Origin of the sequence: Mesorhizobium sp. M8A.F.Ca.ET.161.01.1.1, from assembly GCF_004792105.1 — a bacterium.
Classification (GTDB): Bacteria; Pseudomonadota; Alphaproteobacteria; order Rhizobiales; family Rhizobiaceae; genus Mesorhizobium.
Genome location: NZ_SRTD01000003.1, coordinates 407,490 through 420,537, shown reverse-complemented (window position 1 = coordinate 420,537; position 13,048 = coordinate 407,490). Strand labels below are relative to the sequence as shown.

The following is a 13,048-nucleotide window of genomic DNA, read 5'->3' as shown; positions in this document are numbered from 1 at the left end:
ACGGATCGGTCATGCTGGTTCCATGGCGGATGGCGGCGACCGCCGGGCGCTTGCCGCCGGCCCCGATTCAGGCCGATGGAAAGGCCGGGTCGGCGCCGTGGCCGTCAGTCGCGCCGCATTCGGCGCAGGGCGCGCTGGCGCCGGGGCAGCCGCGGTAATGCGTGCCGGCGGGACAGCAAAGGCCGTTTGAATTCGTCCAGCGCGGGCACTGGAAAACCTGCCCGGTGCCGCCGCAGCCATCGCACTCCAACACCGCTGACTCGACCAGATAGGACTTCGTCCCCAACCTGACGCTTGCGCCCAAAACTCGACCCACCCCAAAATCGCTGCACAGGACACGCCATGCATTAGCCCCAGCTAACAATATCACGTTGCCGGTTACGGACAAGTTTCAGGATCGTTAATTGTTCGTCAACGCCCGGCGCATGTTGTGGCGGCTGACGACCGGCGCCCTGCGCGTGCTCCGAAATCGGAGAGAAAAAAATCGCCGACTCATGAAAAATCGCTGGCCCATGTCGGATCCGCGCGTGGCGGCGCGTCCTTGGGGCTGATGAAGCTGGAGAACAACCATGTCGTCGCAAATCGCACAATCGCCGTGGCAGACCGCGGCCCTCCTCGTTGCCCGGCTGATCTTCGCCGCCGTCTTCCTGATGGCGGTGACCTTCAAATTCATGGGCATGGAGGCCACGGCGGGCTATATCGCGGCCGCCGGTTTCCCGTTCCCGCTCTTCCTCGCCTGGTGCGCGGCGATCCTGGAGGTTGCGCTGGTGCTGTGTCTGCTGAGCGGCGCCTTCTTCACGCAGGCCGCCCTGGTCGCCGCCGCCTATGTGCTGTTCCTGGCCTTTGCCTTCCACGGACCCAGCCACTGGTCAGGCAACCAGGCCGAATTCGGCTTCTTCGTCGACCATTTTTCATTCCTGGCCGGGCTGCTGTTCGCGGCGGTCCATGGACCGGGGAGGATTCTGGCGCTGAACCTGGGATGGCCGGGCAGGGCTTAGCAGCCCGCCCGGGGCAGGGATTAGGAGCCCGCCGGGGCAGGGCCTAGGAGCCCGCCCGGGGCAGGGCTTAACAGCCCGCCCGGCAAGGCGCGAAGAGGACCTTACATCTGGTCGTTGTAGGGCTCCTTCATCTGGCCGGCCATGCGGGCCAGCTTCGAGAAGGACGGCATGTCCGCCTCCGGCTGGCACTGGTTGGCGAGTTCCAGCAGCCGGATCGGGAAGTTGACGGCGTCGCGGCTCGACGCCGACATGCCTCCTGATCGCTCCTCGCCGGTTTCGGAGGCCTCGGCCTTGCGCAGGGCAATGTCGATCTCCTCCGCTGTCAGCACGCCCTTCTTGACCAGGACGTGGTTGATCGAGGCGACGGCCATCAGCAGGCCTTCGAGTTGCAGGTTGGCGACGTTCATGGACTGCTCCCTCCATTGATCGCAGTGGAAACGCGTCAGCAGCGTTTCCGATCCCAGGACGCTGGCCGGCCGGACGCGTCTATTCCTGCGTCAGGCGCTCGCCATATTCGCGCCACACCGCCTTGACCTCGAGGCTGCCGAGGCGCGGGATCGAGGGGTCGCCGCAGTCTATGGCGACGGTGCTGATGTCGTAGTTGGGGTAAGCGTGGGCGACGAAGCGGATCGCTTCGCCAAGCGAGTGCACCCGGATGATCGGATCCGCCTGGCCCTGGCCAGTGCTGCGCACACCGGAAACCGTGGCCGGAGCGTGCCGCATCCTAAAGACGGATGCCATGGCTGGTCTGTCCATCGTCCTCTCCTAAAAGGCCGTGCGACGGGAATCATTCCATGAGCTGCCGCTGATGATTTCACAGGAGCCGGCTGTTGAAAAGCCTGATGAATGTCAGGGCCGCGGTCATGCCCCTTCCAGCAAAATATGAATTTTTTCCTAGAAGCTCGTTGACCGGGTGAGGGCAGCCATGCTACATATTTGTCCATGGTGCTGATTTGCGCCAACGACCCGCCGCCGAGGCGGGTTTTGTTTTTTGGCGCCATGCCAGGAACGCCGCTGCGATTGCAAATCTGAATGCTGGCGGGACAGCGCCCCCTCTGTCCTGCCGGACATCTCCCCCACATGGAGGGAGATCGGCAGCTTTGGCGCTCCGCCACTCCATAAGACGTTGGAAATTGGCGAAAGCCGGCGAGTGCTTAATCTCCCCCCTCGTGGGGGAGATGTCCGGCAGGAGAGAGGGGGGCGCCGTAGAGCGCTACCTCCGCGAGATGCGAGAAATCCCATGCCCCGCTATGCCACCATCATCACCGGCGATGACGGCCTTGAGGTCGTCAGCGCCATCGGCGAATTCGACGGCGTGGCGCCGCAGGCGCGGCTCGGCCGTGTCGAGGCGGTGGCGCCCGGCGTGCTGATCGGGATGGTGCGAGACGCCAGCGGTGGGTTTTGTTTTCCGCGGGCCGGCATCGACAGCCGCGCTGTCGGCCTCGCCATGGCGAAGCTCAAGGCGCGGGCCGAGGCGGCAAAACCTGCCGCAAGGCCCAAGCGTGGCAAGCGGGCCGGGAAGAAGACCGTTCGCTCGAAGAAGGCGGTCCGGCGAAGCAGATCGGAGCCGTCCAAAGCGGCGACCGGCGATGCCTTGGGGTAGGCCGATGGCTGACGAAACCGACGTCGCGCCGAAGCGCCGCAAGGCAAGGCCGGCGAGGCGCAAAGCCGCCGCCAGCCCGGCAGCCGCGAAGGCGCCCCGCCCGAAGCGGACGAAGAAGACGCTGGGCGACGATTTTCTCGCCGCCGTGCGGGCCGATTTCCGGGCGCATGGCGCCGGCGTCCTGGCCGAGGTGCGGGCCGACAAGCCCGACCAGTATCTGAAGATCGTGCTTTCGGTGCTGCCCAAGGACATCGATGTCGCCATCAACCAACTGGACACGCTGAGCGATGAAGAGATCCGCAGCCGAATCCGCAGCCTCGAAACCGTCCTCAGGCCGTTCCTCGACGACCCCGCCGATCGCCGCGAAGACGGAATATCTGGCGCTGCTGGCGGAACTTGACCGCCGGCGCCGCGCCAACCAGTTGGCGGCGTACAAACCGTATCAGCGCCAGGCCGAGTTTCACGCGGCCGGCGCGACCAATCGCGAGCGGCTGTTCATGGCCGGCAACCAGCTCGGCAAGACCAGAGCAGGCGGCGCCGAATGGGCCATGCACCTCACCGGCCGCTATCCCCAGTGGTGGCAAGGCAAGGTTTTCGACACGCCGGTGCGGCTGTGGGCCGCCGGCGTCACCGGCGAGGGCACGCGCGACAACCCGCAGCGCGTGCTGGTCGGCCCGCCGCAGCAGCAGGCGGCATGGGGCACCGGCATGATCCCGGCCGACGCGATCGCCGACGCCATCATGGGACGCGGCGCGCCCGGTGCGCTCGACAGCGTCGTGGTGCGCCATGGCGGCGGCGGCGACCGACAGGCCGGCGAGAGCGTGTTGTCGTTCAAGAGCTTCGAGAAAGGCCGCGAGAAATGGCAGGGCGAGACGCTGCACGGCGTCTGGTTCGACGAGGAACCGCCGCTCGACATCTATTCCGAGGGCCTGACCCGCACCAACGCCACCGGCGGCATCACCATCGTCACCTTCACGCCGCTGCTCGGCATGAGCGATGTGGTGCTGCTGTTTTTGTCGGCGGGGGAGGTGGAGCGGATGGGGTGAGCAGCCGGTTCGCGTAAGCGAATTCATCGTGCCGGTGGCACGATGAAAGGCCGGCGAACGCCGGGACGCTGCAGAGCAGCGGGGACCCGGCCGGGTCCGCTCAGGACTTGGGTTCCTCGCCCCCGCAAAGCGCGGGAGAGGTGGCCGCGCAGCGGTCGGAGAGGGGCTTCGTGGGGCGCCCGCTTAACCAGGTCGGCGCCATGCCCCTCTCCGTCTCGGCTTCGCCGAGCCACCTCTCCCCCCGCTTCGCGCGGGGCGAGGAAACCAAGCTTTCCAAGGACAGCCCTCATGTCCCGTCACGTCACCTTCATGACCATCGACGATGCCGCGCATTATTCGCCCGGGGAACGCGCGGCGATCGTCGCCGCCTATCCCGAGCATGAGCGCGAGGCCCGCGCTCGGGGCATTCCGGTGCTGGGTTCCGGCCGCATCTTCCCGGTGGCCGAGGCGCTGATTGCCTGCGAGCCGTTCCGGCTGCCGCGCTACTGGCCGCGTATCGGCGCGCTCGATTTCGGCTGGGACCATCCTTCGGCCGCTGTCGAGCTCGCCTGGGATACGGAGGCCGATGTCGTCTATGTCACCAAGGCCGCCAGAGCCTCGCAGCAGACGCCGGCCATGCAGGCGCTGACCTTGAAACCCTGGGGCGAATGGCTGCCCTTCGCCTGGCCGCGCGACGGCCGCCGCGAGACGCTGGAAGGGGCGGGCACGGCACTCGCCAGGCAATATGCCGCGCATGGGCTGAACATGCTGCCCGGCCATGCGCGTTTTCCAGATGGCTCGGTCTCGGTCGAGGCCGGGCTGATGGAGATGCTCGACCGCATGCAGAGCGGCCGCTTCAAGGTGTTCTCGACGCTGCTGGCATGGTTCGAGGAGTTCCGGCTCTACCAGCGGCAGGGCTTTCGGATGTACCGCATCGTTCGGGATGCGTTCGGGCCATCGACCGGTTATCCCGAAGGCCTGCTCGTGAACGGCATTCCGTTGTGCGACCAGGTGGTCTTTGAACGGGATCTCGGCGCCGATTGACGGCGGCGGATTGCCCGCCTGCGATGCAATGCCATTGGACTAGCGACAGCCATCGCACACAACCAATAGCCCGCTCCGGTTCGCCGGGGCGGGCTATTGGTGTTTCTGGGCCTAACGCGCATCTTCGGATTTTTCATGCATGGCGTGCTCCAAAGCCGGGTTACTTCGGTAGACCTGCCTTAGGCCAGGATGTTGACGGCGCGGGCCGCGACCAGCGCGATCGTCAGCAGCGAGATCATCGCCTCCGCCATCATCAAAAGCTTGGCGCGCCGGGAAAGCGGCAATGTGTCGGTTGGTGAAAACGCCGTCGCATTGGTGAAGGCGAGGAAGAAATAGTCGACGAAGCCGGGCAGCCAGTCGCGGATCTCGCGATCATTCAGGGTCATTTGCGGAAACAGGAAATCGGCATGGGCGCGTTTGACCAGGCCGCAGGTCGGCGGCCCGCCCCGGTCGGTGCTCCAGAACCACAAGGCAAAGACGATCACGTTGGTGACCCAGATGTTGAGCGCGTCGACCAGCAGCGTCTGGCCGCTGGAGCCGGCATGGCCAGCCAGCAAGGCACGCACCAGGAGCACCAGCGAACCGCAATTCATGACGCTGACGACGCCGGTCATCACCAGGGCCGTCCGGCGGATCATGACGCGAAACCGTCCGACCAGATACCAGTGCTCCTCCTCGACCGCTTTCTGGGTGGCGGCCTGCGTCCAGGCGGTGGCCACGGACAGCGGCGCGAGCAGGGCGGCCTCCAGCGCCGGCGCCAGCCACCGGGGACCGAATGAAAGATTGTTGATGACCAGAAGCTGCAGGCAGATGATGACGAGGACCGCCGCGCGCGCCAGCCAGAAGTCGAGCGCGCGGTGGTGGATGACGGCATGCGGATGACGCATCGAATATCCGGGATTTTCAAGGGGGATCAGGTGTGCGGGCTGTTCTGCCCGGTAAGGGCAACGGGACGCCGAACTTCCCGCTCAATCTTGGTCTTGCAATGACCGGCATGTATACTTTTTTGTAAGCTTTGACGTTGGGGCTGTTCGGCAAACCGGGCAATGTGGTTTAAGCCGCGCATGGCGGGAATTGACGACTCCATCGATCGTTGGGTGCCGGCAGGGCTGCCTGCCGTGGCGCTGGACTCGTCGTCGTTCTGGTCCGCCCTGCTTCGGCACCCCTGGGGTTTGCTGGCACTTTTGTGTCTGGTGCAGACGCTGTGCTGGACCGTGGTGCCAACACTCATCGATCCCGCACCGCCCGGCGATGTCGTGGAAGGCTTCATGTGGGGCCGCGAATGGGTGCTTTTGACCTACAAGCACCCGCAGCTCCCCGGCTGGCTGCTCGAGGCCAGCCATCTCCTGACCGGATCGTTCCGCTGGCCGCAATATCTGCTGGCCCAACTGACGATCTCGGCCACGTTCGTCCTGGTCTATCTGCTGGCCCGCGACATGCTCGGACAACGCCGCGCGCTGGCCGCCGTGCTTTTGATGCCATCGGTCTATTTCTTCGGCTGGCCGACGCCGCAATTCAATCACGACTATGCGCAGATGCCGTTCTGGGCCGCGATCTGCTGGCTGCTGTGGCGCGCCGGCCGCGGTGGCGGGCCAGGCTGGTGGCTGGCGCTCGGACTGGTGTCGGGCGTCGGGCTTTATGCCAAGTTTTCCACCGGCCTGCTGCTTGCCTTCGGCGCTCTCTGGCTGCTGTCCGACGCGCGCGCGCGCAGCCGGCTAGCGACGCCCTGGCCGTGGCTTGGCCTGGCGGTTTGTCTCGCGGTCGCCGCGCCGTTGGCCATCGCACTCTACCGTATCGATTTCCTGCCGTTGACCTATTTCGCCGGCCGCGATGCCTGGGTAACCGAGCACCGTGCGCGCCTCTACTATATCGGTGTCCAGCTGGCCGGGTTTTCCGGCTTCCTCCTGGTGCTGGCGATATCAGGGCTGCTGCGGCGTACGTCGGCTCCGCAGGACCCCGTCGAGCGCGGTAAGCTGGTCTATCTCACCTGGATGGGACTTGGGCCGGCGACGCTGATCATGGTCGCCTCTTTGTTCACCGGCACCGGCGAGGCCTGGGGCGCGCCGATGTACAATCTCGTCGGCGTCGTCGCGCTCGCCTTTCTCGGTCACCGGCTCGGTGCCCCCGAGATGCGAAGGTTGGCGATCTGCGCCTTCATATGCATCGTGGCCATGTCGGGGGCCTATGCGGCCATCCGCTGGACGGATTGCAATGTGCGCGGGCGGATGGACGCCGTCTGCTGGCCGGCGCGGCCGATCTCGGACGAGGCCGAGGCGGTGTGGCACGCCGCGGTGCCCGGCCGGCTCGACATTGTCGGCGGCGATACCAATCTTGCCATGCTGGCGGGCCTCAACGCCTATGACAAGCCGTCGATCTTCACCGATCTCGATATGCGGTTCGCACCCTGGATCACGAGGCAGCGATTGCGCGACCATGGCATGCTGATGGTTTGGTCGGGTCCTCACGTGCCGTCGCAGCTGCGGGCATGGTTGGACAACGTTCCGGTCAAGACCGTTCTTTTCAACTGGTCGCGCGAGGCGCCGCCTGTGGCGATCAGTTTTGCGGCCATTCCGCCTGGTATCCGATATCTGCCGGTCGCCGCCAGCAGCCGGACACGGCATCCGCGCAACTGAGGTGCCCCCAGTTCCTTAGGGGGCGAATTTCAGCGGTATAGCCGGATGGCCGCTCATCCGACTGGACGAACCAGGCGACAATGCCCATTTATGGGACTATCCAAATTTGTTGTCGCGCAATTCCCCGGAGAAAGCCGCTACAGTTTTCCCGGAATTGCCTTTTGAGGAGACGTTACATGACGACTTCGAGCGAACGTGCAGTGCTTGCCGGCGGCTGTTTCTGGGGCATGCAGGATCTGATCCGGCGCATGCCGGGCGTCCTCGCCACGCGTGTCGGCTACAGCGGCGGCGACGTGCCGAATGCCACCTATCGCAATCATGGCACGCATGCCGAAGCCATCGAGATCAGCTTCGATCCGGCGAAAATCAGCTTCCGCCAGCTTCTGGAATTCTTCTTCCAGATCCACGATCCGACGACGCGCAACCGCCAGGGCAACGATGTCGGCATGAGCTATCGCTCGGCAATCTACTACACCAGTGAGGAGCAGAAGCGTGTGGCGGAGGACACCATCGCCGATGTCGATGCCTCTGGCCTGTGGCCCGGCAAGGTTGTCACCGAGCTCGCTCCGGCGGGAGCGTTCTGGGAGGCCGAGCCCGAGCACCAGGATTATCTGGAGAAGTATCCGAACGGCTACACCTGCCATTTCGTCAGGCCAGGTTGGAAACTGCCGGTTCGTGAAAAGGCTGTTTCATAAGGCTCGCGGATCAGTCTTTGCGGCGGGTGGGTATAAGCGCCCGCCATTGCCGCAAGCCCTTATAATAGCGGCTGTTAACCACCGCCCGGCGGTTGACAGTGCGCGGCGTTGCTGACCAACTACGCGGGTTGATTGGTTTCAGGGGGAGCATGAGGAAGCTCTACGAGAAGCGTGTGTTGGTGAAGCGGGAAAGGCTCCCAAGTGTCGCCGCGGCAGGACCGCTTTCTCCCAAACCAGGCTGACGGCTCGGCCGGTCTTTTGGTAGTGACTGGACCGGTTCGTTACGGTGCTCGGATTGCCGGGCGATGTCTTGCCCCGCCGGATCTGAAAAGATGATTTCTTCCGAGCCTGTGGCCGGCGCCCGGCAGCTCAATGCAGTTTTCATCCTGGATGTTTCTGCTTACACCGGGCCCCTGCTTTCCGGGTGGGTCGAGGCGGGAAATCGTATTGGCGCGATCATCGTGCCTGGCTTTCAGCGCCCATCCAGAGGCTTCAGCATTGGCAATTTTCGACGCCGGCTGAGGCGCCAGCTTCTGCTCAGGCGCTATCTCGGCAACACGCCGGTAAAGTTGATCGAATTCGGCCGGCCTTACGACTGGGATGAGCTTGGCCGGCAATTGCCTGAGATCGCCGCGGATGTACTGATCTGCTACGCTTTCCCGACCTTGATCCCACAACAACTGCTCGGCCTCTTTCCCAAGGGCGGGCTTAATTTTCATCCGGCGCTGCTGCCCAACTACCGGGGTCCGCATCCTCTCCATCGCCTGGCCGCGGACGGCCAGCATGCCGTTCATGGCGGCGTGACATTGCACAAGATGTCCGCCAATTTCGATGACGGCGACATCCTCGGACAGGTGCCGTTCTGCGAAGCACACTGGGCAACGCGGCGGGATGTGGCCGACAGCGTGGCGACCGCGATGCGCGCGTTGGTGCGCGAGGTGGCGCCAGCCTATTGCAAGGATTTGGTGTCCGGGACGCGGCAGCCAACCGGTGATTTCGTCTGGGCGCGACTTGAGCGGGACCACATGGCGATTTCATCCGACATGTCGATCGAGCACGTTGCCCGATTGTGGCACGTCCTGGGCGGTAATCCCGGTATCTATCTGGACGTTGCCGGCCGCGAGGTCCGGTTGGCCTTTCAGATCGCGCGACTGGGTCCGGCAACTGGAAAGAGGCCGGTCAGGCGATGGGGGAGGGTGGAGTTCGATCTTGCCAATGGCCGGGTTCGATACCTCACCTATGGCCGCCTGCTCAAACGGTTGATGAAAATCCACGCCGCATTCGCACGGCCAAAAGCCGGAAAACCGTGCCCCGAAATAAGAGTGTTTGGCAAAGTAGCCAGCGAATCGGCGCCAGAGGTACCGCCGGCCGGTCGTGGCGGATAGTGAAGCCAATGCGCATGGCGGAACTTGCGTCCGCGCTTTTCCTGCTGCGAAAACTACTTACCGCAGTTCTTGTCGTTCACGGTCGGCGCGGTCGCCCTGCCATTGGCATCCGTCCGCGTGCTGGTCGGGCAATTCTGGTCCGCGTTGGAATTTCATGTCGCCCGGCGTGATGGTCGGGCTGTTGGCTGCGCCCGGATCGAGACAAATTTCCGGGCCGTCAACACCCGGTTGCGCCTGCGCTGGCGCAATGCTTTTGGCGCAGCTTGCTGAAAAAACAGCTTCCCCAACCGATCGAATGGTGCTTTAACGCCGCCATCCACAGGGGTGCTCCGTACGGTCGGGGCTGAGACGGGGGCGGCAAGCCCACAGACCCTAGAAGCTGATCTGGGTAATACCAGCGGAGCGAGGCGGGCGATGTTTTCAGGCGCACAGGTTTCCCTATATCCCATGGCCGACGATTTTGTCGGCGTCATCCTGGGTGCGCTCGGCGCGCTCGATCCGTATCGCGACAAGCTCAGGATCGAGACCGACGACATCTCGACCTTGCTGGTCGGGCCCCCCGAGGTGCTATTCCCGGCGCTGCGCGACCTTTTCGTGGCTGCGTCTGGCAGCGGTAAGCATTGCGTGCTGTCGGCGACCATTTCGCGTGGTTGCCCAGGTGAGCCGGACGATCCGATCTGCCGCTCCGACACGTTTGGCGGACCTGCCGGGCCACTCGGCCCGCGCAAGCAAGCCGCCATTTCCGCCGTGCGCGGCGCGCCCGCCACTGGGCAGCCAGCGGCGGCGCAGTTCTCGCTCTATGTGATGGGCACGGACGACCACATGGACGAGATCTATGGCTGCATCGATTTCCTGAAGCAGTCTGGCGTCTATGATCGCTCCAAGAATTTCTGCACCAAGCTGCGCGGCGATGCTGGCGCGATCTTCTCGGCGCTCGACGAAGCCTTCTGCCGCTTCGGACCGGGCGCCGGCCACGTAACCCTCGACGTCACGGTTTCGGCCAACAGTCCCACTGCCGTCTGAACCGTTCGCGCCGACGCGCGAACGCCGTCAAGGTCATCCTCTCGTGGCTTCATCGTCATTCAACCCGCGTCAGCTCGCGGGCTTCCTCGCCCAGGCAGCGCCGGCCGTGATATCGATCGGCCTGGTGCTCGTGGCGTGGGAACTCTACGCAAACCATTCCGGCATCAAGCCGACGGTTCTGCCGGCGCCCTCGCGCGTCTTCGAACAGGCGATGCTCAATCGTGACGCGCTGCTCGACAACGCCATTCCCACCATCCGCGCCACGCTGATCGGTTTTGCCTGCTCGCTCAGCGCCGCCTTCGCGCTGTCGATGCTGGTCGACTTCTTCCAGCCTTTGCGGCGCGCGCTGTTTCCTGTCTTCATAGTCAGCCAGACCTTGCCGCTGGTCGCCATCGCGCCATTGGTGGTGCTGTGGTTCGGTTTCGGGCTGACGCCCAAGATCATGCTGGTGGCACTGGTCACCTTCTTCCCGATGCTGGTGGCCCTGGTGCAGGGCTACGAGGCTACCGAGGTCGAGATCGGGCAGATGCTGCGCGCCATGGGAGCAGGGCGCTGGCGGGTCTTCATCCTGGCACGGTTGCCTTCGGCGCTGCCTTATTTCTTCGCTGGCCTCAGGATCTCCATCACCTATGCCGTCGTCGGCGCCATCTTCGCCGAATATGCGGGCGCGGCCAAAGGGCTGGGCATCTACATGCTCAACGCCAAAAACAATTTCCGTCCCGACCTGGTGCTCGCCGCCGTCGGCGTCAGCGCCGCCCTTACCCTCGTCCTGTTCGGGCTGACGGTGGTGCTGCAACGACTTGCCATGCCCTGGGAAAGAGCCGCTGGCAGGCGAGCCGCCCGAAAAGGCCCGCAAGCATGAGCCGGCTCGAATTGCGGCATATGCGCAAGGCCTTTGGCGGGCTCGAAGTGCTCGCCGACATTTCGCTGCGCGTGGATGCCAGCGAATTCGTCTCGATCCTTGGGCCTTCGGGTGCCGGCAAGTCGACGCTGTTCCAGCTTCTGACCGGCGCCGAGCATGGCGAGGGTGAGATGTTTTTCGACGGCGCGCCGCTCGACGATCATGGCAGGCATTTCGCCTTCATGCCGCAGCGGGACGCGCTGATGCCGTGGCGGCGCATCCTCGATAACACGACGCTCGGGCTCGAGGTGCAGGGCCTCGGCCGCAAGGCGGCGCGGACGCGTGTCGCGCCGCTGTTTGCCGAGTTTGGGCTTGCCGGCTTCGAGCGGCATTTTCCGGCGCAGCTTTCAGGCGGCATGCGGCAGCGCGCGGCGCTGCTGCGTACTGTCGTGCAGGAACGCGACATGTTGCTGCTCGACGAGCCGTTCGGCGCGCTCGATGCACTGACGCGCGCGGCCATGCAGCGCTGGCTCGAACAGATGTGGCGGCACCATCGATGGACGGCGTTGCTGATCACCCATGACGTGCGCGAAGCCGTGTTCCTGTCAGACCGCATCTATGTGCTGTCGGCCCGGCCTGCCCGTGTCGTGCGCGAGATCCAGGTGCCACTGCCGCGCCCGCGCGATCCGACCAGCGCCGCCACACGGCAGGCCGGGGCACTCGAGGCCGAGATCCTCGACATTCTGCTCAACCTCCAGCCAACCAAAGGACATGACCATGACTGACTTGACGCGAAGGCAGGCTCTGCTGCTCACCCTTGCCGCTAGCGTACCGCTGGCCACCGGATCGAGCCGCTCCTTCGCGGCAACGCAAAAAGTCACTGTCGCGCTGGACTGGACGGTCAACACCAACCACATCGGGCTGTTCGTCGCGCGCGAAAAGGGTTTTTATCGCGAGGCCGGTCTGGAGGTCGATATCGTGCCTTACAGCGACACCGGCGCCGGCACGCTTGTCGCCAACCGCGTCGCCGATTTCGGCATCAGCGGCACCATCAGCCTGTTCACCCAGAAGACCGCCGGCGCCGACTTGAAGGCCGTCTATGCCGTCGTGCAGTCCGAAACTGGTCGGCTGGTGTTCAATGCGGCGCGCAGCGAGATCAAGAGCCCGAAGGATCTGGATGGCCTGACCTATGGCGGTTTCGGCAGCGCCTGGGAAAACGCACTGATCTCGACCATCATCCGGCATGATGGCGGCAAGGGCGATTTCGAAACGGTGACGCTCGGCACTTCCGCCTATGAGGCGCTGGCCAACGGTTCGGTCGACTTCACGCTCGAAGTGTCGACCTGGGAGGGCGTCGAAGCCGAGCTCAAGGGCGTCAAGCAACGCAGCTTCGTCTATGCCGACTATGGCGTCCCCGACGAGCACACGACGCTCATCTCTTCGAGCGAAGCGTTTCTCCAGGCAAATCCCCAACTGGCGTCGTCCTTCATCCAGGCAACGCGGCGCGGCTATCAGTTCGCGGTGGATCACCCAGAGCAAGCCGCCACGCTGCTGATAGCCGCCAACAAGGATGCCCTCACCAATCCGGCGTTGATCCAGGCTTCGCTGAAGGCACTGATCGACGGGCACTATCTGCGCGGGCAAGACGGCACCATCGGCATCATGGATCCCGCCAAGATGGAAGCGATCGGCTCCTATCTCCTCGCCGCCGGTATCCTGCACGATGCCGATGGCAAGGTTGTCGCGCAACGTCCGGATTTTGCGGGATATTTCAGCAATGAGTACCTCAAATAGGGCGTCG

At 64.4% G+C, this 13,048-nt stretch carries 14 protein-coding genes, 1 pseudogene and 1 riboswitch; of the genes and pseudogenes, 12 read left to right on the top strand and 3 right to left on the bottom strand.

Annotation, left to right across the window (positions count from 1 at the left end):
• Window positions 1-569: 569 nt before the first annotated feature.
• Window positions 570-998, top strand: coding sequence for a DoxX family protein (locus EN804_RS10685; RefSeq protein WP_127279403.1), 429 nt, complete (start codon window positions 570-572; stop codon window positions 996-998).
• Window positions 999-1,099: 101 nt separating this feature from the next.
• Here the strand turns inward: EN804_RS10685 and EN804_RS10680 are convergent, their stop codons facing one another.
• Both EN804_RS10680 and EN804_RS10675 read right to left on the bottom strand, forming a co-directional pair.
• Window positions 1,100-1,405 carry a hypothetical protein gene (locus tag EN804_RS10680; protein ID WP_135919348.1) on the bottom strand — a complete coding sequence of 102 codons (306 nt, stop codon included), beginning with the start codon at window positions 1,403-1,405 and terminating at the stop codon, window positions 1,100-1,102.
• 79 nt (window positions 1,406-1,484) lie between these two features.
• Window positions 1,485-1,754, bottom strand: coding sequence for a hypothetical protein (locus EN804_RS10675; RefSeq protein ID WP_127279405.1), 270 nt, complete (start codon window positions 1,752-1,754; stop codon window positions 1,485-1,487).
• A 484-nt stretch (window positions 1,755-2,238) separates the two neighbouring features.
• On the opposite strand from EN804_RS10675, the gene EN804_RS10665 reads away from it, so the two are divergent.
• The 4 genes and pseudogenes from EN804_RS10665 (at window position 2,239) to EN804_RS10650 (ending at window position 4,670) form a co-directional block, all read left to right on the top strand.
• The gene (locus tag EN804_RS10665; protein WP_135916724.1) at window positions 2,239-2,601 is read left to right on the top strand and encodes a hypothetical protein; all 363 of its coding nucleotides are present in this window, start codon (window positions 2,239-2,241) and stop codon (window positions 2,599-2,601) included.
• A 4-nt stretch (window positions 2,602-2,605) separates the two neighbouring features.
• Complete coding sequence (locus tag EN804_RS10660; RefSeq protein WP_135916723.1) at window positions 2,606-3,001, top strand: hypothetical protein; 396 nt, start codon at window positions 2,606-2,608, stop codon at window positions 2,999-3,001.
• Window positions 2,958-3,617 (top strand): annotated as a pseudogene (locus EN804_RS10655) (terminase family protein); the annotation flags it as partial. The gene EN804_RS10660 and the pseudogene EN804_RS10655, both read left to right, overlap by 44 nt.
• Window positions 3,618-3,935: 318 nt before the next feature.
• Window positions 3,936-4,670, top strand: a complete 735-nt coding sequence (locus EN804_RS10650) for a terminase family protein (protein ID WP_135919347.1) — start codon at window positions 3,936-3,938, stop codon at window positions 4,668-4,670.
• A 179-nt stretch (window positions 4,671-4,849) separates the two neighbouring features.
• On the opposite strand, the gene EN804_RS10645 is transcribed toward EN804_RS10650, so the two are convergent.
• Complete coding sequence (locus tag EN804_RS10645; protein WP_135919346.1) at window positions 4,850-5,557, bottom strand: hypothetical protein; 708 nt, start codon at window positions 5,555-5,557, stop codon at window positions 4,850-4,852.
• A 177-nt stretch (window positions 5,558-5,734) separates the two neighbouring features.
• Between EN804_RS10645 and EN804_RS10640 the strand changes: the two genes are divergently transcribed.
• From EN804_RS10640 to EN804_RS10605, 7 genes are all read left to right on the top strand, one after another.
• Window positions 5,735-7,303 carry a glycosyltransferase family 39 protein gene (locus EN804_RS10640; RefSeq protein WP_246693410.1) on the top strand — a complete coding sequence of 523 codons (1,569 nt, stop codon included), beginning with the start codon at window positions 5,735-5,737 and terminating at the stop codon, window positions 7,301-7,303.
• Window positions 7,304-7,479: 176 nt separating this feature from the next.
• Window positions 7,480-7,998: a peptide-methionine (S)-S-oxide reductase MsrA gene (gene msrA, locus EN804_RS10635; protein ID WP_135882012.1), complete on the top strand. Its 519-nt coding sequence runs from the start codon at window positions 7,480-7,482 to the stop codon at window positions 7,996-7,998.
• 305 nt (window positions 7,999-8,303) lie between these two features.
• Complete coding sequence (locus EN804_RS10630; RefSeq protein WP_135919345.1) at window positions 8,304-9,383, top strand: formyltransferase family protein; 1,080 nt, start codon at window positions 8,304-8,306, stop codon at window positions 9,381-9,383.
• 310 nt (window positions 9,384-9,693) lie between these two features.
• Window positions 9,694-9,807, top strand: a riboswitch (TPP riboswitch).
• A complete protein-coding gene (locus EN804_RS10620) occupies window positions 9,798-10,406 on the top strand; it encodes a YkoF family thiamine/hydroxymethylpyrimidine-binding protein (protein ID WP_135919344.1) in 609 nt (202 codons plus the stop codon). Its footprint overlaps the riboswitch before it by 10 nt.
• A 43-nt stretch (window positions 10,407-10,449) precedes the next feature.
• Window positions 10,450-11,268, top strand: a complete 819-nt coding sequence (locus EN804_RS10615; RefSeq protein WP_189343727.1) for an ABC transporter permease — start codon at window positions 10,450-10,452, stop codon at window positions 11,266-11,268.
• On the top strand, window positions 11,265-12,032 hold the full coding sequence (locus EN804_RS10610; RefSeq protein ID WP_135919343.1) for an ABC transporter ATP-binding protein: 768 nt from the start codon (window positions 11,265-11,267) through the stop codon (window positions 12,030-12,032). The genes EN804_RS10615 and EN804_RS10610 overlap by 4 nt, the downstream gene beginning before the upstream one ends.
• Window positions 12,025-13,041: an ABC transporter substrate-binding protein gene (locus EN804_RS10605; RefSeq protein WP_135919342.1), complete on the top strand. Its 1,017-nt coding sequence runs from the start codon at window positions 12,025-12,027 to the stop codon at window positions 13,039-13,041. Before EN804_RS10610 ends, EN804_RS10605 begins: the two co-directional genes overlap by 8 nt.
• The last annotated feature ends 7 nt before the right edge of the window (window positions 13,042-13,048 follow it).